The sequence below is a fragment of the Coprococcus sp. OM04-5BH genome (assembly GCF_003482105.1).
Taxonomy (GTDB): domain Bacteria; phylum Bacillota; class Clostridia; order Lachnospirales; family Lachnospiraceae; genus Coprococcus.
The window spans coordinates 887,402-911,277 of record NZ_QULM01000001.1 but is presented as its reverse complement, the minus strand read 5'-3'; the positions used below and the strand labels follow the sequence as shown (position 1 = coordinate 911,277).

At 42.6% G+C, this 23,876-nt stretch carries 18 protein-coding genes; 4 read left to right on the top strand and 14 right to left on the bottom strand.

Features of this window, described 5'->3' with window-relative positions:
- Positions 1-21: 21 nt before the first annotated feature.
- The 7 genes from DXB54_RS03865 to DXB54_RS03835 all read right to left on the bottom strand — a co-directional run bounded on the left by DXB54_RS03865 (position 22) and on the right by DXB54_RS03835 (position 8,874).
- Positions 22-1,056, bottom strand: coding sequence for a peptidylprolyl isomerase (locus DXB54_RS03865; protein ID WP_118694309.1), 1,035 nt, complete (start codon positions 1,054-1,056; stop codon positions 22-24).
- Positions 1,057-1,067: 11 nt separating this feature from the next.
- Complete coding sequence (mfd, locus tag DXB54_RS03860; protein WP_118694308.1) at positions 1,068-4,589, bottom strand: transcription-repair coupling factor; 3,522 nt, start codon at positions 4,587-4,589, stop codon at positions 1,068-1,070.
- Positions 4,590-4,597: 8 nt separating this feature from the next.
- Positions 4,598-5,158 (bottom strand): aminoacyl-tRNA hydrolase, encoded by a 561-nt coding sequence (pth, locus tag DXB54_RS03855; RefSeq protein WP_118694307.1) that lies wholly within the window; start codon positions 5,156-5,158, stop codon positions 4,598-4,600.
- 16 nt (positions 5,159-5,174) lie between these two features.
- Positions 5,175-5,894: a sugar phosphate nucleotidyltransferase gene (locus tag DXB54_RS03850; protein WP_021938799.1), complete on the bottom strand. Its 720-nt coding sequence runs from the start codon at positions 5,892-5,894 to the stop codon at positions 5,175-5,177.
- Positions 5,895-6,096: 202 nt separating this feature from the next.
- Positions 6,097-6,360: a septation regulator SpoVG gene (gene spoVG / locus DXB54_RS03845; protein WP_021938800.1), complete on the bottom strand. Its 264-nt coding sequence runs from the start codon at positions 6,358-6,360 to the stop codon at positions 6,097-6,099.
- Positions 6,361-6,478: 118 nt separating this feature from the next.
- Positions 6,479-7,603: a glucose-1-phosphate adenylyltransferase subunit GlgD gene (gene glgD, locus DXB54_RS03840; RefSeq protein ID WP_021938801.1), complete on the bottom strand. Its 1,125-nt coding sequence runs from the start codon at positions 7,601-7,603 to the stop codon at positions 6,479-6,481.
- A 2-nt stretch (positions 7,604-7,605) separates the two neighbouring features.
- Positions 7,606-8,874, bottom strand: coding sequence for a glucose-1-phosphate adenylyltransferase (locus DXB54_RS03835; protein ID WP_118694306.1), 1,269 nt, complete (start codon positions 8,872-8,874; stop codon positions 7,606-7,608).
- 307 nt (positions 8,875-9,181) lie between these two features.
- Between DXB54_RS03835 and DXB54_RS03830 the strand changes: the two genes are divergently transcribed.
- Entirely contained in the window at positions 9,182-10,837 is a 1,656-nt protein-coding gene (locus tag DXB54_RS03830) for an asparaginase (RefSeq protein ID WP_118694305.1), read from the top strand.
- 146 nt (positions 10,838-10,983) lie between these two features.
- On the opposite strand, the gene DXB54_RS03825 is transcribed toward DXB54_RS03830, so the two are convergent.
- Together DXB54_RS03825 and DXB54_RS03820 are read right to left on the bottom strand one after the other, a co-directional pair.
- Positions 10,984-12,270, bottom strand: coding sequence for an aminotransferase class I/II-fold pyridoxal phosphate-dependent enzyme (locus DXB54_RS03825; protein ID WP_118694304.1), 1,287 nt, complete (start codon positions 12,268-12,270; stop codon positions 10,984-10,986).
- A 216-nt stretch (positions 12,271-12,486) separates the two neighbouring features.
- Positions 12,487-12,882, bottom strand: a complete 396-nt coding sequence (locus DXB54_RS03820; protein ID WP_021938805.1) for a Fur family transcriptional regulator — start codon at positions 12,880-12,882, stop codon at positions 12,487-12,489.
- Positions 12,883-13,156: 274 nt separating this feature from the next.
- Here DXB54_RS03820 and DXB54_RS03815 point away from each other — a divergent pair, with 274 nt between their 5' ends.
- Entirely contained in the window at positions 13,157-13,843 is a 687-nt protein-coding gene (locus DXB54_RS03815; protein WP_021938806.1) for an ABC transporter ATP-binding protein, read from the top strand.
- Positions 13,844-13,918: 75 nt separating this feature from the next.
- A complete protein-coding gene (locus tag DXB54_RS03810; protein WP_118694303.1) occupies positions 13,919-14,695 on the top strand; it encodes an ABC transporter permease in 777 nt (258 codons plus the stop codon).
- A gap of 105 nt (positions 14,696-14,800) precedes the next feature.
- On the opposite strand, the gene DXB54_RS03805 is transcribed toward DXB54_RS03810, so the two are convergent.
- The 3 genes from DXB54_RS03805 to DXB54_RS03795 all read right to left on the bottom strand — a co-directional run bounded on the left by DXB54_RS03805 (position 14,801) and on the right by DXB54_RS03795 (position 20,631).
- Positions 14,801-15,823 (bottom strand): alpha/beta fold hydrolase, encoded by a 1,023-nt coding sequence (locus DXB54_RS03805; RefSeq protein ID WP_118694302.1) that lies wholly within the window; start codon positions 15,821-15,823, stop codon positions 14,801-14,803.
- Between the two features lie 136 nt (positions 15,824-15,959).
- On the bottom strand, positions 15,960-18,086 hold the full coding sequence (locus DXB54_RS03800; protein WP_118694301.1) for a HelD family protein: 2,127 nt from the start codon (positions 18,084-18,086) through the stop codon (positions 15,960-15,962).
- A gap of 172 nt (positions 18,087-18,258) precedes the next feature.
- On the bottom strand, positions 18,259-20,631 hold the full coding sequence (locus tag DXB54_RS03795) for a S8 family serine peptidase (RefSeq protein ID WP_118694300.1): 2,373 nt from the start codon (positions 20,629-20,631) through the stop codon (positions 18,259-18,261).
- Between the two features lie 453 nt (positions 20,632-21,084).
- Here DXB54_RS03795 and DXB54_RS03790 point away from each other — a divergent pair, with 453 nt between their 5' ends.
- Positions 21,085-21,678: a rhomboid family intramembrane serine protease gene (locus DXB54_RS03790; protein WP_021938811.1), complete on the top strand. Its 594-nt coding sequence runs from the start codon at positions 21,085-21,087 to the stop codon at positions 21,676-21,678.
- Between the two features lie 80 nt (positions 21,679-21,758).
- On the opposite strand, the gene DXB54_RS03785 is transcribed toward DXB54_RS03790, so the two are convergent.
- Positions 21,759-22,310, bottom strand: a complete 552-nt coding sequence (locus tag DXB54_RS03785) for a histidine phosphatase family protein (protein WP_118694299.1) — start codon at positions 22,308-22,310, stop codon at positions 21,759-21,761.
- 60 nt (positions 22,311-22,370) lie between these two features.
- Positions 22,371-23,708 (bottom strand): serpin family protein, encoded by a 1,338-nt coding sequence (locus tag DXB54_RS03780; protein ID WP_118694298.1) that lies wholly within the window; start codon positions 23,706-23,708, stop codon positions 22,371-22,373.
- Positions 23,709-23,876 lie beyond the last annotated feature (168 nt).

Below are 23,876 nucleotides of genomic sequence, written 5' to 3'. Positions count from 1 at the left end.
GATCTGGTTGTACACCCATGCTCACAGAGTATATAACCAGATCTTGTTGTATACGTCCATATTTACACGCTTACTATAGGTATAACCGGGATCAAGCTTCTCGATCCAGCCGCTTACTATGTTATCGAAATACTCTTGATTTGCTTTGCGGTTCATCTGATCCTTGTTCTGGGCGGTTGCGTCCTCGTCGGTTAATGCTGTCATCTGGAATATATGATATCCGTCATCAAGCTTTATAACCTTGCTCACATCACCGTTCTGCATATCATACAGAGTATTCTTCACATCCTCACCATAAGTATCCTCTATCTCCTGACTGCTCATGGTATGACTTCCGGCATATTTAAGATTATAGTTTGAAGCGAAGAATGCGATGTTCACTCCGTTACGGTTTGAATCCTCCGTAATAGTCTTATATGTGGAATCCGCATTTTCCTTCTGGGTGGCAACCTGGTCATCACTGTAAGGAACAATATTACCAAATTCATCCTCGTAATAGCACTCGAAGAACAGATCGTAGAATGTGGTCATCCTTGCCTGCTCATCCGAAACCTCAGAGGTATTATCCTTCATGATATGGGCATAGACCTTATCTGCCAGAGCATTTTCCTTTAACACCTTTTTAATTGTTTCTCTATCATTGAACCGCATTTCACTCAGCTGATCTTCTGTAAGATTCTGGTAGAATTCTTCAGCCTTGGAATCCGCTTCATTCTCTTCCTCCACGGAAAGACTTATTCCGTAATCAGCAGCGTGGGCTATAAGCACCTTATTTGTAACGATATTGGAGATTACCTCCTTTTTCGCCATTTCCTCAACGTCTGTCTCAATCCCATCATCTGTAACTATGGTCTTTCCCCAGATATTCTCCCCGTATTCCCGCTCGTACTCCTCCTTGGTGGTCATGGCATAGATGAAAACCTCGTCAAGATAGATGTTCTCATCGTTAAACTGGAACACTATCTCCTTTCCCCCTTCACCAACTGTTTCATTTCCGCAGGCGGTACAGAGTACAGCCATGCACAATATGCATATTAAACAAATGATCTTCTTCATTTTATCTCCTTTCAGGCCGTCACAAGCCCTTCTATGTCAGACACCACCTGATCCACCTGGTGCCATATCTCACTCTCCGTTAGAAGTCCTGCCTTAAGGACAAATGCCGGTGTCTTACCAAATACAAATCTCATCTTGCCAAAATATCCGTTTAACATATGGTCTATCTTGTCGGTATCTATCTTTGCATCTCTATACATTCCAAAGGACAGCTCTGCATTATTTAAAACAATACTGGTTATATACGCCTTATTTGCCCTGCTCTTAAGAAGGGACACATCCATAAGGTTCACAACCTCCTTAGGAAGATCTCCGAACCTGTCCGTCATCTCATCCACAAGATCATCGTAATCGCTGCCATCCATTATCTGGGATATACGCTTATAGAGATCCAGCTTGATAAATTCATTTCTAACATATGTAGATGGTATAAATGCGTCGAACGGAAGCTTGACTGTGGTGTCGAAGTGCTCCTCCACCTCTTCGCCACGCTCCTTTTTTATGGCGTCGTTCAACATCTTGCAGTAAAGGTCGTATCCTACAGCCTCCATATGTCCCGACTGGTCGGCACCCAGAAGGTTGCCTGCTCCACGGATCTCAAGATCCTTCATAGATACTTTAATACCTGAGCCCAGATCTGTAAACTCTCTTATTGCCTTAAGCCGTTTTTCTGCAGTTTCTTTTATGAGCTTATCCTTCTTATACATGAGAAAGGCATAGGCAGCCCTGTCGGAACGTCCAACTCTTCCTCTGAGCTGATACAACTGGGACAGTCCATAATTCTCCGCATCATGGATTATCATAGTATTTGCATTAGGAATGTCAAGACCCGTTTCAATAATTGTTGTGGATACCAGAACATCTATCTCACCCTTGATGAACCTGAGCATTATATCCTCAAGCTCACGCTCGCTCATCTGTCCGTGGGCATACTCCACCACTGCCTCAGGCACCAGCCCGCTCACCTGTCTGGTGATCTCATCAATGTTATTTACCCGGTTATACACATAGAATACCTGGCCTTTTCTTGCCAGCTCTCTTCTTATGGCTTCTCTTACAAGCTCCGGATCATATTCAAGCACATAGGTCTGTATGGCTCTTCTGTCCACCGGCGGCTCCTCCAGTATGCTCATATCCCTGACACCTATAAGGCTCATATGGAGAGTTCTCGGTATAGGAGTTGCAGTCAGTGTGAGTACATCCACATTAACCTTCATCTGCTTGATCTTTTCCTTGTGAGTAACGCCAAAACGCTGTTCCTCATCTATGATCAGCAGTCCAAGCTGCTTAAACTCCACGTCCTTGGACAGCAGCCTGTGGGTTCCGATAACAATATCCACTCTGCCTGCCTTAAGATCCTTTATGGTCTCCCTTACCTCCTTCGGAGTGCAGAATCTGCACAGAAGCCTTATCTCTATAGGGAAATCCTTCATCCTCTCCTTAAAAGTATTGTAATGCTGCTCCGCAAGTATGGTGGTAGGCACCAGATATGCCACCTGCCTACTGTCGGAAACCGCCTTAAATGCTGCTCTGATGGCAACCTCAGTCTTGCCGAAGCCCACGTCTCCGCACACAAGTCTGTCCATGATCTTGGTGCTCTCCATATCCTTCTTGGTGTCATTTATGGCATTCTTCTGATCCTCTGTCTCCTCGTAAGGAAACATCTCTTCAAATTCCTTCTGCCATACTGTATCAGCAGGATACACATGACCCTTTCCGTCACGACGCTTGGCATACAGTGTAACAAGCTCCTTGGCAACCTCAGCCACATGGCCCTTTACACGCTTCCTGGTCTTATCCCATTCTCCGCCACCAAGCTTATTTATCTTAGGTCTCCGTCCCTCTTTGTCGCTGTACTTCTGTATCTCGTCAACCTCGGACGCCAGTACATACAACTTACCTCCTGCAGCGTACTCAATGGTTATATAGTCCTTGTAGACATTGTCTACCTCAACCTGCTCTATACCCCGATATATTCCTATACCGTATTTTTCATGTATCACATAATCGCCAACACTTATGTCGGTGTAGCTCTTTATAACCTCACCGCTGTACTGGCTCTTCTTTTTGTTCTTGCTCTTACCTGCTGTGCGGGATGTGAATATATCTCCCTCACTTATGACCGCAAGCTTCATGTCCGGGAACTCAAAACCACTTCTTAATCGTCCTGTGGTTATCATCATTTCCCTGTCCTTAAGAACTCGCTTCTTATCCTCGGAGAAGAAGCATGAAACCTGCACGTTCATAAGATTATCCGCAAGCCTTCGTCCTCTGGTGGCTGATGGTGATATGAGTATGATCCTGTAGTCCTTGCTCTTCCATCTTTCTATGTCGGCAACCAGTGCCTCGAAGCTGTTCTTGTATGATATGACAGTCTTTGCCTCTATCTCAACATGGAACACCTCAGGTATTATCTCATCCTTGTAATAAAGCGCTGAAAATAATACCGTCCTCCTTGCAGCGAACTTCTCTGCAATGCTCTCATATGGATACAGAAGCTCCAGCTGTCCCGGAAGTATATAACCTCCCTCTAAACGGCTCTTCATGGCACTGTTGAAATTCCCCATATACATGTCTGCACATTCCTTTATACGCCTTGGCTCATCAAGGAGTATGCAGGCATCTGCCGGTATGCAGTCAAGCAGGGACATGGTCTTGCTGTAGAAATAATCTACAAATCCATCCACACCTATAGCCCCATTGAACTCTGTAAGCTGCTCCTTAAGGGCATCCACCTCTTTCTTTATACGATGGGCAGCCTCAGTCCTGAAACTCTTGCGAAGCTTCTCCTCATAGGGCTTAAGCTCCGCCTCAATGGCCTTTATACCCTTATTTATCCTGGTCTTGGATAATACCATCTCTGTGGCAGGATAGATATTCACCGACTCCACCCACTCTATAGAACGCTGGCTCTCCACGTCAAAGCTTCTGATGGTATCTATCTCGTCGTCCCACATATCTATTCTGTAGGGTGTCTCCTCTGTAAGAGGGAATATATCTATGATACCGCCTCTTATGGCAAATTCCCCCACACCCTCAACGGTCTCTGTCTTCTCGTAGCCCAGCTCCACAAGCCTGCTCTTGAACTTATCCACGTCAAGGCTATCTCCCTCCTTAAGGGAAATGATCTTGCTCTTGATGTAGGAAAGCTCAGGAATCTTGTCAAGAAGAGCGTCCACAGTAAGCACTATGGTACATCTCTCTCCTTCAATAAGGCTCTTGAAGATCTCCATACGTCTTCGTACTATGGCGTTTCCGTGTATATCTGCACTGAAGAACAGCACGTCCTTTGAAGGATATATGAGAACATTTTTCTCATAAAAGCGAAAGTCCTCATACAATCTGTTGGCACGCTCCTCATCATAGGTCACCACAAGTCTTACATCTGCAGATTCTGCACAGCCATTCATGACAAATACCCTGTCACTGCCCTCTGTGCCGGATATATGAACAGGTCCTTTCCCCTCCTGCAGATATTCCTTCACCTGTATAAAACTATTCAGTTGTTCCAAAGGCTCTGATAATGCTTTCATATATTTCCTTAACCGTTAAATCTGTTCATGGCAGCCGGTGTTCCCTCTGCAAGTGCCACCGCCACTGCCTCACACGCCCTGTCAAATCCTTCATTCATGACAGACTGCTCGTCACTTCCGAACCTTGACAGCACATAGTCTGCCAGATCCATGTTCTTAGGCTTCTGCCCAACTCCAACTCTTATCCTTGTAAATTCCTGGCTTCCAAGGTGCAGGATTATATTCTTCATTCCATTGTGTCCGCCGGCACTGCCCTTCTCTCTTATACGAAGCCTGCCCACTGCCAGGTCAATATCATCATATATTACAATGATGTCTGAGCAGTCACACTTATAGTAGTCCATAAGCTCACGGACACTCTCTCCACTTAAATTCATATATGTCTGAGGCATGGCAAGTATGACCTTCTCGCCTTCAATAATTCCCTTTCCGAATTCAGCCTTATGCTTCTTCTCCGTAAGGCTTATATTATATTTGTCTGCAAGCTTTAATATAACCGAAAATCCCACATTGTGCCTTGTACCTGCGTACTTTGCCCCCGGATTTCCAAGTCCAACTATTATCTTCATTACAGCATTTCCCCTTCTATCTTTCCTTCATGATATCCTCAGCAGCCTTTAACTGCTCAAGAGTATTTACCCCGAGGATCTCATTGGCATTGTCCATAGGAACGGCGTCAACTCTCATTCCCATATTCTTTATTATCTCTATTGTGTCAGGAAGATAATACTCTCCCTGAGCGTTGTCGTTTGATATCATGTCAAGGGCCTTAAGAAGTGCACTGCAGTTGAACACATACATTCCTGAATTGACCTCGCACACCTTCTGTTCCTCTTCATCTGCGTCCTTCTGCTCAACAATCCTTGCCAGTCCATTCTCGTCCCTTATTATCCTTCCGTAGCCAAATGGATCATCCAGGATAGCCGATATGACTGTAACTCCGTTGCCATTCCTTCTGTGACCCCAAAGAGCCTTTTTAAGTGTCTCTCCTGTAACTAACGGCGTGTCTCCGCAGAGGATGATCACATCCCCTTCGTTTCCTATGAAGTCTGCCGCGCACTTAACCGCATGACCGGTTCCAAGCTGTTCCTCCTGAAGGGCATAGCTTACCTCTTCGTCTATAACTGCCTTAACCTCATCTGCCTTGTATCCAACTATAACGCATACCTTGTCTGCTCCTGCGTCCTTTGCTGCCTTTATTGAATAATGAACCATTGGTCTGCCCATTACCCGGTGCACCACCTTAGGTTTGTCTGATTTCATTCTTGTTCCCTTGCCTGCTGCAAGTATAACTGCCTTTATCATTCTATATTCCTCCTAGAATTACTGACTGGTCCACGCCCTGCAAAATACCAGGGCGTCCACTTTCTTCATGTTCAATCTGCCGCATATCTGCAAATGGGCTGTGCACTTAAATATATCATATTTTTGTAGAAAAAAAAACCGGTGTGCATCATAAAAATAATGTACACCGGTTAATATACGCTTCGTGCTTCATGCCTTGAAGCTACTGTGCCGAAACTGTTTCATAATACTTGTCAAGTATCATCTTCTGCAGTTCTTCTCTTGTCTCTGTGTTTATCGGATGTGCTATATCACGATACTCACCATCTGCAGCCTTGCGGCTTGGCATGGCAATAAACATTCCCTTTTCGCCTTCAATGACTTTTATGTCGTGAATCACGAACACGCTGTCAATGGTGATAGAAACAACCGCACGCATCTTACCTTCGCTATCAACAGTTCTTACTCTGATATCTGTAATCTGCATTGTGAAACCCCCTTAATTCTTTATCTTCTGCCACAATACATCAATCCCCATAAGTTCTCACGCACGTCTACCTATCTTGTATTATATGAACAATTGACATTACTAAGAAATGGCTGTCTTATAATGCATATCTGAAATTCTTCTCAGATACTATCTTGATCTCATCCGGAGTGCCCTGATAAACTGTATTGGCACGAAGGGTATCCCTGCTCTCAACAATACAGTTTTCAATAACTGAATTATCTCCGATATGAACATCATTAAGTATGATTGAATTTCTGATTATACAGTTATCTCCCACATAGACCTTCTTAAACAATACTGAGTTCTCAACAGTACCATTTATAATACACCCACTGGCAATAAGACTATTATTGACAACTGCCCCATCGTTATACTTTGCAGGTGGAAGATCCTCTACCTTTGAATAAATATCAGGATGCTGCCTGAAGAAGTAATTTCTCACATCCTTCTTTAAGAAATCCATATTAGCCTTATAGTATGAATCAACTGTTCCGATATTTCTCCAGTATGTATCGATCTTGTAACCATATATCTTCTTAACACTCTTGTATCTTACAAGAATATCTTTTACGAAATCATTTCTGCCTTCATTTGCACAGGTTTCAAGAAGCTCGATAAGCTGTCTTCTTCTGATGACATACACACCTATTGAGGCTGTGCTTGTTCCTGCCACAAGCGGCTTCTCCTCGAAATCTATGATTCTTCCGTCTGCGTCCATCTTAAGAACACCGAAACGGTTAATATCATCTTCTTCCGGAGCAATGTCCTTACATGCGATAGTTATATCTGCCCCCTTACTGATGTGCTCCTCAAGAAGCTTATTGTAATCCATCTTGTATATACCATCACCTGACGCAATAACAACATATGGTTCATGGCTCTCTTTAAGAAAGTTAATGTTCTGATATAAAGCATCTGCTGTGCCCTTATACCAGTAGCTGTTAGCCGCTGTGATGGTTGGAGTGAAGATGTATAATCCTCCCTGCTTTCTACCGAAATCCCACCATTTGCTGGAATTAAGATGTTCATTTAACGATCTTGTATTATACTGTGTGAATACAGCAACCTTCTGGATATGTGAGTTTGTCATATTAGAAAGTGCAAAATCTATTGCTCTGTAGCCACCAGTAATAGGCATTGCAGCAACGGCTCTCTTTGCTGACAAATCACCTAACTTATTGCTGTTTCCGCCTGCTAAAATAATACCTAATGCTCTCATGTCTATTCACCTGCCTTTATTATACTGCCACCGCTCTTAAGTGCCCCATCAGGATAATCCGAAGGTTCTGTCTTACCGTATATTGCAGTATTCTTTCCTATCGAAACTCCGTCAGGAATAACGGAATTCTCACCAATAGTTACAAGGCCAAATGCATAAACCGCAGGCTTCATCTCATTGACTGCCTCTTCACCTACGCCAAGGTGTGCATTCTTGCCTACCTCAACATTCTCTGCGATAATCGCCTTATCTATAACAGCTCCATCACCTATGGTTACACCATTCATTATGATGGAGTTTCTTATAACTGCTCCCTCTCCAATGGTTACACAGGAACCGATAACTGAGTTCTCTACATCTCCGTAGATTTCTGTTCCCTCACCTATGATACATCTTGACACCTTGCCTGAAGCGTCAATGTACTGTGGTGGAATAGCGTCTGACTTGGTATATATCTTCCAGAATTCCTCGTAAAGATTGAACTCAGGGATGATATCAACAAGCTCCATGTTAGCCTCCCAGTATGAACCCAGGGTTCCAACATCCTTCCAGTAACCCTTAAAGTCATACGCACATACCTTCTTGCCATTTCCGTGGCAATATGGGATTACATGCTTACCAAAATCACACTCAGGCTGATCCTTAAGTGCTATAAGCGCCTCTCTAAGGACCTTCCAGCTAAATATGTATATACCCATTGAAGCCTTGTTGCTTCGTGGGTTAGCCGGCTTCTCTTCAAACTCTGATATAACTCCGTCGTCATCAGCGATAACTACACCGAATCTGCTTGCCTCTTCCCAAGGAACCTCGTATGTTGCAAGTGTGATATCTGCATTACAGGACTTGTGATATTCCAGCATATGCTCATAATCCATCTTGTAAATATGATCTCCTGAAAGGATCAGTACATAATCAGGATTATAGTAATCAATAAACTCAAGGTTCTGATAAATGGCATTAGCTGTACCTGTATACCACTCACTGTTATTGCTCTTCTCATATGGTGGAAGTACTGTTACACCACCAATATTTCTGTCAAGATCCCAAGGAATACCGATTCCAATATGCTGGTTAAGCCTCAGTGGTCTGTACTGTGTAAGAACACCGACTGTATCTACTCCTGAATTTATACAGTTACTTAACGGGAAATCGATAATCTTGTATTTTCCTCCAAATGCTACTGCAGGCTTTGCCAGATTTGATGTGAGAACACCAAGACGGCTTCCCTGTCCCCCTGCAAGGAGCATCGCTATCATTTCCTTTTTAATCATAAAGTCACCCCTTCGTGCGTAATTTAACTCCATTATATCATTTTTTTCTAAATAAGCAATTTTTTTTATACATTTTTACTATAAACCTTTGATTTTTGGTTATTTTTTCAACATTTTAACAATAAAGTCACAATTTCAACGGATAAAATGTAAATTATGCATGATATAATTTACACTTTTTCCTAATATACATAATTTATATTTAACAGTCCCATTCTAATCTTTACATTGTTTTTTCATTACAATATCTGTATAATATTTTTAGTCGAATTTCAGAGTATATTTTTGTTATGCAAAGGAGAATAAAATGCCGGAAGTATTAGTTAAAGAATATCGCGGAGATGTGGTTGAAAATGTACACTATGGTTCTGTTGCCATAATCTCCTCAACCGGTGAGACCATCGCCTATACCGGGGATATAGAGCAGCAGACCTACATGCGTTCTGCCAGCAAACCTGTCCAGGTTCTTCCTACACTTGTTAAGGGACTTCACAGGAGGTTTAATCTTACAGATGAGGATGTTGCAATGTTCAACTCTTCCCACTGGGGAAGCAGCCATCACATCTATGTATTAAATGAGATAATGAAGAAAACAGAATTATTTGAAGAGGATATGGTCATGAACCCTATTACTTCAACCTCTGCCGGGCCTCTGGCAGCCAAGCTGAAGGAGGGCGGCAAATTAAGCCCTGTGTCCGGAAGCAGTAAGCTTCAGCACTGCTGTTCAGGAAAGCACTTAAGCCTTATGCTGTTACAAAGAGAGCTTACAGGAAAGCCTTATGACTACGAGAAGCCTGACTCACCTGTACAGAAGAAGATACTGTCATATATATCAATGATCAGCCAGACACCTTTATATAAGATCTCTGTAGGTATTGACGGCTGCGGTGTTCCGGTATTTGCCCTTCCAATGAGGAATATCGCCCACTGCTATGCCAAGCTTGCAGACCCTGTGAACCTGCCTAAGGAGGTACAGGAGGCAATAGAATACAACTTCTCATGTATCAACAGTTATCCCGAGAAGATAAATGACTACTACACTCCATCCTACTACCTGAACAAAAATCCTGATATCATGATGAAGGATGGTTCAAGGGGTATTATCTGCATGTGCATAAAGAGCAGAAAACTGGGTATCGTAGTTAAGCTTGCAGATGGCTGGAGCGATGAATTCCAGGGTATCATAATTGCAAATATCCTTGAGCAGATCAAATATGATGATCCTGTACTCATAGAGCAGTTAAAGAATGCCTACAGCACAAAGATCATAAATGACTGCGGCATTGAGGTAGGTCATGTGGAATGTGATTTCAAACTTAATATAGATGAAATGTATCTTGAGAGAAGTCTCAGAGATCCTCTTCCTGCTGAGAATGATAAGGACAAGGATCGTCCTGCATATGACGCTGCAAGAATCGCAACAGATTACTCATCCGTTCTTGATGCGGATGACGAGGAATCAGGAATTGACGATCTATTAACGAAGCTCGACAGGGATAACATGCCTAACACCATGAAGGGGATAACCGGAGAAGATGTATCAGATCTTGATATATTTGACGAGGATGAGGACGCAGTCCCACCTTCAATGAGTGCCTTTGGTGAAGATGTTGACGATCCTGATGAAGCAGAAGCCGAGACCAATGATGCAACGACAAAGGTCTCAAGAAAGTCCTCAGGCAGTTCAACCGACAAAGAGGATGGCAAGTCCTCTGACAAGTCTTCTGAAGCTGTTGCCGAGTCTCCTGAAGAAGATATCGAGTACGCCGAGGATGACACACCTGAAGAACGCGCAAGAAAGCGTGCCCTCAGAAATAAAAATTCAATCCTTGGAAAGAATGTGGTCATTGCCAGTCCAAGCACCACATTCATTAAAAATCCAATGGCAAGCCAGATAAAGCAGGCAAAGATCCTCTCCACCGTGGAGAACGAAGATGCCGCTACGGAGGACAATCAGAAGTAATACGCATATAAAAAATCCAATCCACAAAAGGACTCCAATCAAAAAACATATGGAGTCCTTTTTATTATAATATTGAAAAAAATCAGGATAGGGCTATATATAGCCCTATCCGTCTCTATATTTACAAATTAAATTTTTATTGCGTCTTACTTCTCTTCCAGATACTTCTCAACGCTGGCAAGCTTTACACAGAGAACAAATATCTTAGATGCTGCTTCCATCTCCTCAACTGATGGGAAAGATGGTGCAATACGGATATTGCTGTCCTGTGGATCCTTACCATATGGGAAGGTTGCACCTGCACCTGTAAGAACAACACCTGCCTCCTTACACAGATCAACTATCCTCTTAGCACATCCCGGAAGTGCATCAAAAGAAATGAAATATCCGCCTACAGGCTTAATCCATGTACCGATCTCAAGTCCATCAAGTTCCTTATCGAACTCATTAAGAACTGCCTCAAACTTAGGTCTTAATATATCTGCATGCTTATCCATATGAGCTTTTAATCCATCTATGTTCTTGAAAAATCTTGTATGACGAAGCTGATTGATCTTATCATGTCCGATAGTCTGGACTGTAAGCTGCTTCTTTATAAATTCCACATTAGTAGTTGATGTTGCAAGAGCAGCCACACCTGAACCCGGGAATGTGATCTTTGATGTTGAAGCGAACATGTAAACCATGTCAGGATTTCCTGCCTTCTCGCACTCCTCAAGGATATTTAAGATCTCTGCATGCTTATCCTTATATAAATGATGGATACAGTATGCATTATCCCAGAAGATCCTGAAATCCTCTGCTGCCGGCTTAAGTGCTGCAAATCTCTTAACCACCTCATCCGAATAAACGATACCTGTTGGGTTTGAGTACTTAGGAACACACCAGATACCCTTTACTGCAGGGTCATTATTTACATATTCCTCAACCATATCCATGTCAGGTCCGTCACTGTTAAGTGGTATATTTATCATTTCAATTCCGAAGAATTCTGTGATCTTAAAATGTCTGTCATATCCCGGTACAGGACAAAGGAACTTAACCTTATCAAGCTTGCACCATGGTGTTGAACCATTTACACCATGTGTCATTGAACGTGATACCGTGTCATACATAACATTAAGGCTTGAGTTACCATATACTATGATATTCTCCTTCTTAACCTCCATCATGTCTGCCATAAGCTGACGACACTCACCAATACCATCCAGATCTCCGTAATTTCTTGTATCATTTCCAAGTAAGGTTCTCATATCTGAAGAACTATTTATCTCATCCAACATCCCCATCGAAAGAGCAAGCTGTGAAAATCCAGGCTTTCCCCTGGCCATATTCAAATTAAGACCTTTTGCCTGTTCTTCCTTATACTTCTCCTGAAGAGCTGCTTTCAATGTCAATAATTCATCTCTAGTCATTTCCTTGTACTTTCTCATTTTAACTACCTGTACCTTTCACATTTATTAGATTCAAACAATTATAATGTAAAAACCTCCTTACCTATTTTAGAGCATTTTCTAAAAAAGGCAACCCTCATATGAAAAGTTATTTCATATTTTTGTTGTTTTTGCTTTCGCATATCAATTTATAGGATATTTTTACTTAATATTCTCCACAATTTTCTTTTTTCTGCTTAAAAATGTATAAAATAACTATTTGACCATTGAGCAGTCCGGACATATACACAGAAATTCCACATGGTGCTCAAGTATGGTAAATCCCGGTTCCGCCAGTTCCCCAAGCTTTGAAAGCTCATGATTATACTGCAAATGGCTGTCGTATATCCTTCCGCACTTCACACACCTTAAGTGGTAATGTCTTCTGGTATCTCCGTCAAAATGCTCATTTCCATCCGTGGAATATACATTTATCATCTTTTTATCATCAACTGCATCTGCCAGTACTCTGTACACTGTGGACTTACCTATCTCATATCCACGCTTCACAAGCTCATCATAAAGCTCACTTGCGGTGGGGTGAGAGGTAAGCTCCTTCATAACGGAGTATATGACCTGCTTCTGCCAGGTATTTCTCTTAGCTGTTGCCATAGGCTCCTCCTTATCAAGAATTATTCTCTGTTATAGTCCCAGTATAGCATACAGATACAGATCAACTCAATACCAAATCTCTGAAATATAGTTCTTTCTTATACTTCTCTTAAACAGTTTTACCTTGACCTGATTCCAAACAGATAGTACTATGGAAGCAAAACATGACATGCGGTGATAAGCAGATATTCAACATACAGTGTCAAATGACACATGAAAATAATGGTGCGGCATCACTTTTTAAGCCGTACTAACAATAACAGGAGGAACAGAAATGATCAGATGCGAACACCTTGTGAAGCGTTATTCCAACGTAGTAGCTGTTAATGATTTAAACCTGGATATCATTCCGGGACAGATATATGCACTCATAGGTCCAAACGGCAGCGGCAAATCAACTTTTATGAAAATGCTCGGCGGTATCACCAAGCCGACCTCTGGTGCAATAACCTTAGACGGCAGACCCATAAGCTACAAGGACAAGGCTCACATTGCCTACATGCCTACAGAAAGTTACTTCTTCAATTACATGAACTGCATACAGTTTGGCAGATACTATCAGGATTTCTTCGAGGACTTCAACATGGATAAATACATGTATCTCCTTCAGCAGATGGAGCTTGATCCCAAGAGGAAATGCCGTGAAATGTCAACCGGTATGGCAGCAAAATTGAAGATTGCCATAACCCTTTCAAGAGACAGCTACCTTATAATGCTTGATGAGCCATTAAACGGTATAGACATAATCGCAAGGGACAAGATCATAAGCACCATAAGAGGCAACATCACAGGAAACACCTCTGTGATAATGTCAAGCCACCTGGTTGATGAGATGGAACAGATTGTCAATCAGGCAATCTTCATCAAGAACGGCTCCTGCGTTCTTACAGGTCCAACAGACCAGTTAAGAAACCAGTACCAGATGAATCTTACCGACATGTACAGACAGATTTATGCTTAAGAGCCAAAGGCAGATCTTAAATGTACCGAAGGCTAATTTCAAACGGGCTGAAGTTCAAAATCGGAGGGAAAATAAATGTTTAAAATGATCAAATACGAATTTAGAAAACACATAACTTCTATAATCATACTGCTTATAGTATACGGATTGCTGGAGGCAGTTTTCCTGTACGGAATGATCGCAGATAACCAAAATGCCGTGGTCATCTCCATGGCATTACTGATAATGCTCACCGTTGTATCATATGTATTTATACTTGTGCTTGGTATATCCACATACAATAACGAGTTAAAAAGCAAATCCGGATATCTTGTATATATGACACCTATATCCTACTACCATATCATAGGGGCCAAGCTCCTATACACATTATTTGCAGGGATCGGCTTCGCTGCCCTTATATTCCTGTTATTGACCGTCAACTACAACATGCTGGCAAATGAATACAGCCTCAATGATTTCACTACCGTATTTAATGTAATGCTCCGTACACTGGGTACTGATTATACTTTAGGCACACTGCTACTGCTGGTGCTGGTACAGATAATATCCATGCTGGTGAACTTTTTTATGATAGTTACCGTTGCATACCTTGCCATCTCCCTGTCAACCACGATACTGCAGAACAGCAAGGCAAAGGGATTCTTAAGTTTCTTTTTGTTTATAGTCATTATAACTGTCGTATTATACCTGGAGGGATTGATCCCTGAGATCTATGACACATCAAAATATGTGCTGACTGTTGGTCAGGCTGCTGTGAATCAGATACCGATCGTCATAGCTTCACTGGTTGTTGCTGTAGGAAGCTTCATCGGTTCCGGCACATTGCTTTCAAAGCATATAAGCTTATAGAACAAAAACCTCAGATGAGATAGGATCATTACTCACCTGAGGTTTTTATTATCAGCCATTAATTCGGTTCTTTATATTTAGGCAATATACCATTGTTCTTTGAGATTAATAATATCTTGTATGGGAAATAAGCCAGCATACAATGTCATCAAAGGTTTCTTTCTTAGATGTTTCAAGAAGTATCTCATGCCTTGCCCCCTCGTACAGGATCATCTCCACATCTGAACTTACATACTCAAGATATTCCTCATACACCTTCTTTATATCCCTGCCCATTCTTCCGTTAGGATCTCTGTCACCTGCTACCATAAGAATAGGAAGCTCCATAGGAATTCTTTCTATATTCTCCGGAGCCTGACAATATTCAATAGTGTCAAACAAAACCTGATATCCCTTGACTGTATAATCAAAGCCACAGCGAGGATTATCGTTGTATTTGTCCACCTCGCGGGTGTCCCTGTTCAGCCAGTCATTGGCAGTTCTGCGCCTCATATACCAGGTATCGCCCTCATGGTATATAATTTTCTTAGGGACGCCAAAATTATATCCCAGAAACGCCAGCTTCTTCAATAGTGGACTTCTGTACTTGTCTCCGTATCTCTTGGACTCAATGGTTGCTATAAGCTTGCCAACAGCCAGCTCTGCCCGGGATCTGCTGCCCGTACCCATACATATAAAGCCATCAATATTTCTCTCGGCTCCGCGTCTGCCCTTAACCTTCGTATATCCGTAATCTTCAATATATCTTCTGCCCAGGAATGAGCCCATGCTGTGCCCAAGCAGGAAGAACGGGACTCTGCCATATGCCTTCTTAAGACAGATGGTAACTCTGTGAAGATCTGCCACCATGGCTCTGCTTCCTGCAAATGCATTGATATATCCATACTCTTCAGGACTCCGCACTGACAACCCATGTCCCAAATGGTCATTTCCGGCAACCACATATCCGTAGCCTGCCACATATCTGGCGAATTCATCATACCTGTCGATCTCCTCCACCATTCCGTGGGATATCTGCAATATTCCCCTTATTTCACACTGTGGCTCCCACACCACAACGTGCAGCATGTTACAGCCATTTGAAGACTGTATATAGGTTTCCTTCTTCTTAATCTTAACCTTCTCCATAAGCATACTCCTTCTCACAACTTTATTTATATATTCGGTTCCACTACTGTTACTTTCACCATTTGCAGCTGATAGTCCCTATATTTTTCCTGCTATTTTACTGCCGGTACTTAGTTTTTTAATCCCCCGGACCGTTTTACAGTTCCCCTGTCATGTTGCATACATACAGCTCGTGCAGTGCTCTGGTACAGGAAATATAGTAGGAATGAGTATTTTCATGACCACAGTTCACAACAAATACTGCATCAAATTCCATTCCCTTCGCAAGGAACTTCGGAAGCACCACCAGGCCACCTGAATATACCGATGACTGATGTGTAAGCAGTGTAACATATAACCCCTCTGCCTCCAGCTCTCTTGACACCCGGAATGCCTGGGCTTCATCATCCACCAGCACTGCCACGTTGTCATAGGCATCAAGATCCTTATCTGTTATATACATGATAAGCTCGTCCATGTCCCCTATATCAGACACCTCCGGAACCTTTCCGCTTCGTGCCACCATCTTCCCCGACTCAGGTCTCACGCAGTCTTCCCCCGCCAGAATCTTATCGCAAAATTCAGTAATCTCCTTAGTTGAACGATACGCAGTATTAAGCTGGCATATCTCACAGCCTTCCCCTGCAAATACCTTCTTTAACACGTCCACCACAGTTTCCCCGGGATCATAGAACAGCACCTGGTATATGTCGCCAAGTATAGTCTTTCTGCACTTAAATACGTGACTTATGACAGCATACTGGAAGATGTTGTAGTCCTGCATTTCATCAATGACCAGGTGTTTTATCTCGTCATAGGAATGACAGCCGTAGAACAATACCTGCATATAGAATATTACCAGTACGTCCTCGTATCTTATCTCGCCATATTCATTTGTATATTGACATACATAGGGATATTTGTCCTTTATTGTATCAAGGAATCCACGGTATATCTCCACCAGATCATATCTTCCGTACTGATGGATCAGCTCACCGGTGATCTGCTTCTCCACCTTGGCTCTCTTGGAGGTGTTGAAGGCTCTGCCCTGCTCATCCTCAAGCTGCTCTGCCACGAAATAGGCAATCTTGCCAAATCTCTCATAGTAAGGATCCCTGGCAAATCTCTCCTTGAACATCTTTGAAAGCTTGGTCTCCGGGAAGGTGGTCTTCTCAAAATGAAAATCCCTAAACCTGAAATCATTAATATATTCCTCAATATATTTGTTAAGCTTGTCAAAGAACCATACAGAGGACTTAAGCTTTATATTAAGTATCCTGCTTACCGAATCTTCCCTGTCCCCGGTATCAGGGTCGTATATAAGCTCTCCTCCGTCATATTTACTGTCGATTATCACATCCGACTGGGCAAGCTTGTTCTCAAAAGGCTCATTTATAAACAGTATCTCTTCCATAAGAGAATCAAATTCCTTCTCGGGAACATTATCCTCGCCTATCTCCGGAAGCACCGAGGATATATAATCCCCAAATATTCCGTTTGGAGACATGATCATCACATTGTCAGCCTTAATGGTCTTTCTGTGGGTGTACATAAGCCATGCCAGTCTGTGCATGGCAACTACTGTCTTACCGCTTCCTGCCTTGCCATCCACTATAAGATTATAGGCACTGTTATTTCTTATTATACCGTTCTGTTCCTTCTGTATGGTGGCAACCACCGACCTCATCCTTGTACCACTGTTCTCAGCCAGCGCATGGATCAGGAGATTGTCCGATACATTGTAGTCCGTATCAGCCACGCTCTTTAATGTGCCGTTCTTAATATCAAACTGCTTCTTCTCGACGATCTCTCCATCTATATGTCCGTCAGGAGCATCGTATCCTGCTGCACCTTTTTCATAATCATAGTACATGGATGCCACAGGACTTCTCCAGTCATATATCAACTGATCGTCTATGTCCTTGGACCAGTAGCCGTTCATTCCCACATACACCGGAATCTGCTCTCCATCCCGAAACCGAAAAACCACCTTGCCAAAGTACGGATTCCTGACATGATGTTTAAGCTTATCCAGCTTCTTCTGGGCATTATCAATGAACATAACATCCGTATTAATGCTGTTCATATTCTGCAGGAACTCATGGTCATCCATATCTCCATGACTGTCCCTCACATATTTCTTCTGTGCCTTGATGGTCTGCTTCCGATACTCAATATTCTCCTCAGTATCGGCAATATCCCGGTTCATCTCACCAACTGCCCTGTCAAAAAACTCATATTCCTTCTTATTGTCTAAATCCTTTGTATTGCTTATATCTGACATGTAATACTTCCTATCTGTGTTTCAATTTATATTACTGAATTTATACTTATTATAGCCTGTTTCTGCTTATAAAACACTTTACACGTTTAAACCCATATATGCAAGAATAACCTGTCACTAATGACAGGTTATTCCTTCTTTATACATCTTTATCTGCAGATATCTTTGCTGATTATTTTGCTGCATAACAGGATACTACGTTACCCCATGCAGAGTAATATGTTACTCCATTTACCTTCTTGTAACATCTTACCTTGGCATACCAGGTCTTGCCCTGACCAACCGAAATGTTCAGACTACCATTTGTATTGCCCTTAAGTGTATTAGTATACGCTCCGGTGAAATTCTTGTTATCGGCATACATAACCTGATATCCGTCACAGGCTGCTGTTCTTGCCCACCCGATAGAAAGCAGGCCTCTCATGCTGTTCTTAAATGATCCCGCATATCTGTATCCAAGCCTGTATATAACACTGGTCTTATTGTTCTCACAGCCACTTGAGTAGCTGCCACTCATTGCCTTAACAAGGTATCTGTAGCTGGTTCCCTCTTTAACATTTGTATCTACAAATCTGCTTGAAGTACTCTTTACTGAACCTACAAGCTTCCATGATGTCTCACTGCCTGCTTTTCTGTAGATCTTGTAATCTGTTACGCCTGCAACCTTACCCCACTCAACGCTGATACCATTTGACCAGTTATATGTTTTTGTTGCAGGCTGCCCTATTCTCTTAATAGAAAGACCTGTCTTGTTGTAGGTTCCCTGTTTTCCATTTACATGGGCTCTTACTGTATATGAGTATACATGCTGTGTTGATGCTGTTGTATCACAAAAACTTGTTGCATTAGCACTTACTGTCTTGAATGTCTTCCATGATCCATTGTCAACCTTTCTGTATACGGTATAAGCGGTAGCTCCGTCTACAGGATACCAGTATGTGTATATACCCTTTGATGTCTGGGTAATATTCTTAAGCTTTGTATATGTAAACGTATCATAGAAGTAATTGGTCAGATCTACATATCCATATCCATAGTCTTCATCCCAACCCTTTGGTCCGAGATCCTTGGCATATGACTTAAGAGTATTGTAAACATAACCGAGATTACCGTTTTTATTTACCATCTTAATATATGCGCAGGCAGCAGAGATGTGTGGTGTTGCCATTGAAGTACCGTTTAAGGACTCCTCACGACCATTAAGAAATGCCGCACGTATATTCTCACCCGGTGCACTGAAGTTTACTGACTTACCATAGTTTGAGAAATATGATGTATTATGATATTCATCTATGGAAGCAACTGTGATAACCTTTCCGTTATTGGCAGGATATGCGTAGCGTACATCTATTGTGCTGTTTCCTGATGCTACACATATAATGGTATTCTGTTTGTATGCTGCATTGATTGCGGTATTAAGATATGTGAAGCTTTCTGCATCGGCGCTCTCCTTACCAAAGCTGCAGTTTATAACGTCAGCCTTCTGGGACACTGCATACTGCATTGCTGCCGCAAGAGATGTGTCTGTTGCATATCCATCAGAATCAAAGGCTCTGCATGCAAGAATATATACATTACTTGGTGTTGCATCACATATAGTACCTGCCACATGGGTTCCATGTCCATTTTCATCTGTATAATTCCAACTGCCATCGGCGAAGTTATAACTGTGGTCCACATCAACACGTCCGTTAAAGATATAGTGGCTGTCATCAAGGCCTGTATCAACAACGGCTACCCTAACGCTGTTTGTGAAATTGTGATTATTGAAGTCACTCTTAAGCACATCCATTCCCATATCCTTTACGCCCCAGGATATCGGAGTGTAGCTGCTGTATGAAACGCCATTCTGGTTAAGCACTGTGTCATTAAGACTGTATGCATTTGTGAACTTAACCTCAACCGACGCTGCGTATGTCTGATCTCCAAAAAGGGAATCAGCGTCAAGAACCTGGTCTATAAATACACTGTCCTTACCATACTTTGCCAAAAGGCTGTTGTATGCCGCCTCTGTATCCTCTTCTGTCTCAAACTGGAGCACGTACTCCTCATAGTCACCAATATGGATTATGTCAGTGGCGTTATATGACTCCTTAAGCTTGTCACTTGTGAACAGCATAAGTCTCTTAAGACTGTACTTTGAGGCTTTGCCCTCTACATATGAATCTATATCATCCTTATGCTCTCCGATAAGCTCGCCTACTGCTCTTGAATCCTTAGCCTCATATAATACGGATTCGATACTTGTGGTGCTCTGCTCCTCTTCGGTTGTAACTTCGGTATCTTCCTCGGTAACCACTTCTGTAGTTTCCTCCGGAGCCTCGGTTGTAACCTCTGTCTCCTCCTCAGTAGTCACCTCGGTGTTATCCTCTGATGTGGCTTCCTCTGTCACATCCTCCACAGGTTCTGCTGACGTTTCCTCTGTTGTCAGTGCATCTGTGCTGTCACCTGCAGGATTTGCCGATACCCTGACATCGGCAGTCATTCCCACAACCATGGCAGACGCTGCCACCAACGAAATTGCCTTTAAAAATTTCTTTCTCATATTATACCTCCCTTACGTTGAACATCAGTCCATTTAAATTTTGCCTGCGCCCCTCGTTTTCTCTCGGCGGCAAGTCGATTGTGCACTTGACACAGACATATTATTTTGCAAATGACAATATGTCCCCGCCTATAGCGAAGACATATATCGTCAATCTTTGATTGAGTCAATTTTATCATATATTCAAGTAACATATCAACCCATTTAGCGCTCTTAATACCAAAACATATAAGCCCACTTGATCACTCTATTTCCTGATGTACAGGTTCTGCCTCCTATAGTCTTGCAGGTCTTTACTCTCACATAGTACCTGGAAAGCTTGTTGCAGTTTGATGTTCCGGGCTCTCTGTATTTAACTTATGTACCGAGTATACGCCCAGGGTTACGTATTGAATTTGCACTTTTTTTAAGTTACAATGTATAAAGATTTTAAGGGGGAGGATTTTTCACTACATGGCTTCAGGAAATACAAAGAAACACTATACTTTAAAGATTTCGTTCAATTCACCTGTAATACTTACATTTACAGCAATATGTCTCGCGGCACTGATACTCGGGCAGCTCACAGGCGGACACACCACCAGAATGTTCTTCTCGGTGTACCGCTCATCACTTTTAAATCCACTTACATATGTGAGATTTATCGGACATGTATTCGGACATTCGGGGGTGTCCCACTTCATGGGAAATATTATGCTGATACTGGTTATCGGACCACTCCTTGAGGAAAAATACGGTTCTGCGGATATGATATTTCTTATCGTATCCACCGCAATAATAACCGGTGTAGTCCACTTTATATTCTTTCCTCATGTGATGCTTTTAGGTGCCAGCGGAGTAGCATTTGCCATGATACTTCTTGCCTCCTTCACCAGCATAAAGGACGGAAGCATACCACTGACCTTCATTCTGGTGTTCGTGTTGTACATCGGCGAGCAGGTATATGACTCAATATTTGTGTCAGACAATATCTCGCACCTGACCCACATAATAGGTGGTATCATAGGTGCATACTTCGGGCGTATCGGCAGCAAGCCGCAGAGGTAGATAAAGCAGGTTCAAGGGCAGACACCAAAAAACGGCGGACATCGATAAAAAAGCATGTGCAAATCGCACATGCTTTTTTCTTACCGGAATTTATATTCCTTCACTTCGCAGTTCTTTATGCCGAAGGCTGCATACTCCTCATTTGTCATATCGTTGAAGTATGAATGTACCACTCTTGATATACCATTGTGGGCAACCAGCATATAGGTCTTCTCCTTATCTGCCGTTACCTCATCAAGAAGGTTGTACACCCTTTGGCACAGGTGCATCATGGTCTCTCCGTCTCCATAGTGGTCAAGAAAATGTGCCTTAGCGTTCTTGAATTCCACACCGTTTCTCGGAGTCCCCTCATATCTGCCAAAACACTGCTCCACAATCCTCGGCTCAGGTCTCATAGGTATGCCTGTAGCTTCAGAAATATGTCTTGCAGTCTCCGCTGCCCTTATAAGCGGCGAGTACAGTATCCAATCAATATGGATCTCACCTGCATCGATTCTTTCCTTAAGCCATCTGCCGGTCTCCTCTGCCTGCTCATGTCCCATCTCTGTAAGGGCTATGTCTGTAGCTCCACAGATTTTATTCTCCACATTCCATATGGTCTGTCCGTGCCTTGTAAAATATAAAGTTCCCATTGCTGCTTCCTCTCACAAAATTTTCAAATAAGCAGATCTGTTTTTATCTGCCACACATTTCTAATCCACCACCAGACTCACATCTGTCATAGCTCCCATGAACAATATAGCTCCGGTACTGCTGTCACTTATAACATATACAAATGGCTGGTCTGCCACGAAATTGTATACTTCCTCAACCGGCATTGCAGTCTCCTTAGTCAGCCCTGCGGTAACCCCTGCCGCCTCGGTTCCTTCCTCATCAACCTTTATATAGGTCTTGTGAAGCACATCCGAAAGCATTGTATTATCACCTATCTTACCAAATTCTGCGTTCTCAGAAAACGCCTTATTAATTCCCATTTTCATAAGCACATCCTTTATGCTTATGGTCTCAGAGGCAAATTCAAACTTAGGCATTGAAAGGGCTGTAAGCTCCTTCACCTCACCGGTAGAAAGTGCATTATACATCTCCTGCTTCTGCTCATCAGTGAGGGAATTGTATATATCCACTGCATTTTCCCCTTCAACCTCCATGCCGTTCTTGTCGGTTATATAGAGATCCATCACCACATTGCTGTCCTCATAAGCAAGACGCACTGCCTTAAGTCCGTTGCCCTCATAGTAAGGGAAGCTGCCGTCGTAGATCGCCATCATATCTGTCTTGATATTGCTGCCGTCTCCTGTGAAAAATCTTCCTTCCATGGTGTTATTCTTTGGGAATGGCTCTGCAAACTTACCATTGAAATACACTGCATTTAATATCACAGCATTTGTACCGCTGTCAAGCCTGTCCACGAGTCTGTTTATCTTGTCATTGGTGGCGTTGCTTACCCACTGGTTTATCTCATCAACTGTTCTCTCATCCGAAAAGTCCACATCCTTAACTTCCGCAGAGTAATAATCCTTAAGATCCTCTGCAAATGTATCCTTCACAGAGCCGTTTCTCCAGAGGGAATTGGCAATATCAACTGTAGCTCCATCCCCCTGAAGTCCTGAGTTCACAGTCTTCATTGCCTGATTAAAGCTGTCAATATCTTCTATTCCAAGAGACTCCATAAGCTCCCTTAATGTATCATTTTCCGCACCGTTGGTTATCATCGCCATGGCTGACTCTATGCTGTATGGAGAGATACAGATATTTCCTCCGTCATACAGGTTCTTAAATATGGCATAACCTGTAGAATTAACGCCATCAGCCACAACCGCCCCGGCGGATTTCAGCTCCTCTGCGCTCACCTTCTCTTCACTCACATCTTTGTCATCCACATTATTGTCGTTTACATCCACATTGCTTCCATTTGCGTCGGTCTGTGTGGCGGTATTGCCCTCCTTATTACCGGTATCTGAACCGCAGCCTGCAAATAATCCCATCATCATTGCTGACACTATGCCAAGCATTACAAATTTCTTTCTCATATCAACACCTGTTCCTTTCTTTTTTTCATCCCTCACATACTATACGCATGAATGCCGGTATTTTTATGGTACTATCCGGTCTTATTCAAAAATTTTTTCTAAAATTTTATGAAGCCCCTTTTGGGCAGTTACCCATCCCCCGCTCCATGCATATATTAAATCAGAGAC

What these genes read in the sequence shown, in the direction of transcription:
- DXB54_RS03865 (WP_118694309.1), bottom strand. Translation starts at nt 1,056, where the DNA reads ATGAAGAAGATCATTTGTTTAATATGCATATTGTGCATGGCTGTACTC.
- mfd (WP_118694308.1), bottom strand. Translation starts at nt 4,589, where the DNA reads ATGAAAGCATTATCAGAGCCTTTGGAACAACTGAATAGTTTTATACAG.
- pth (WP_118694307.1), bottom strand. Translation starts at nt 5,158, where the DNA reads ATGAAGATAATAGTTGGACTTGGAAATCCGGGGGCAAAGTACGCAGGT.
- DXB54_RS03850 (WP_021938799.1), bottom strand. Translation starts at nt 5,894, where the DNA reads ATGATAAAGGCAGTTATACTTGCAGCAGGCAAGGGAACAAGAATGAAA.
- spoVG (WP_021938800.1), bottom strand. Translation starts at nt 6,360, where the DNA reads ATGCAGATTACAGATATCAGAGTAAGAACTGTTGATAGCGAAGGTAAG.
- glgD (WP_021938801.1), bottom strand. Translation starts at nt 7,603, where the DNA reads ATGAGAGCATTAGGTATTATTTTAGCAGGCGGAAACAGCAATAAGTTA.
- DXB54_RS03835 (WP_118694306.1), bottom strand. Translation starts at nt 8,874, where the DNA reads ATGATTAAAAAGGAAATGATAGCGATGCTCCTTGCAGGGGGACAGGGA.
- DXB54_RS03830 (WP_118694305.1), top strand. Translation starts at nt 9,182, where the DNA reads ATGCCGGAAGTATTAGTTAAAGAATATCGCGGAGATGTGGTTGAAAAT.
- DXB54_RS03825 (WP_118694304.1), bottom strand. Translation starts at nt 12,270, where the DNA reads ATGAGAAAGTACAAGGAAATGACTAGAGATGAATTATTGACATTGAAA.
- DXB54_RS03820 (WP_021938805.1), bottom strand. Translation starts at nt 12,882, where the DNA reads ATGGCAACAGCTAAGAGAAATACCTGGCAGAAGCAGGTCATATACTCC.
- DXB54_RS03815 (WP_021938806.1), top strand. Translation starts at nt 13,157, where the DNA reads ATGATCAGATGCGAACACCTTGTGAAGCGTTATTCCAACGTAGTAGCT.
- DXB54_RS03810 (WP_118694303.1), top strand. Translation starts at nt 13,919, where the DNA reads ATGTTTAAAATGATCAAATACGAATTTAGAAAACACATAACTTCTATA.
- DXB54_RS03805 (WP_118694302.1), bottom strand. Translation starts at nt 15,823, where the DNA reads ATGGAGAAGGTTAAGATTAAGAAGAAGGAAACCTATATACAGTCTTCA.
- DXB54_RS03800 (WP_118694301.1), bottom strand. Translation starts at nt 18,086, where the DNA reads ATGTCAGATATAAGCAATACAAAGGATTTAGACAATAAGAAGGAATAT.
- DXB54_RS03795 (WP_118694300.1), bottom strand. Translation starts at nt 20,631, where the DNA reads ATGAGAAAGAAATTTTTAAAGGCAATTTCGTTGGTGGCAGCGTCTGCC.
- DXB54_RS03790 (WP_021938811.1), top strand. Translation starts at nt 21,085, where the DNA reads ATGGCTTCAGGAAATACAAAGAAACACTATACTTTAAAGATTTCGTTC.
- DXB54_RS03785 (WP_118694299.1), bottom strand. Translation starts at nt 22,310, where the DNA reads ATGGGAACTTTATATTTTACAAGGCACGGACAGACCATATGGAATGTG.
- DXB54_RS03780 (WP_118694298.1), bottom strand. Translation starts at nt 23,708, where the DNA reads ATGAGAAAGAAATTTGTAATGCTTGGCATAGTGTCAGCAATGATGATG.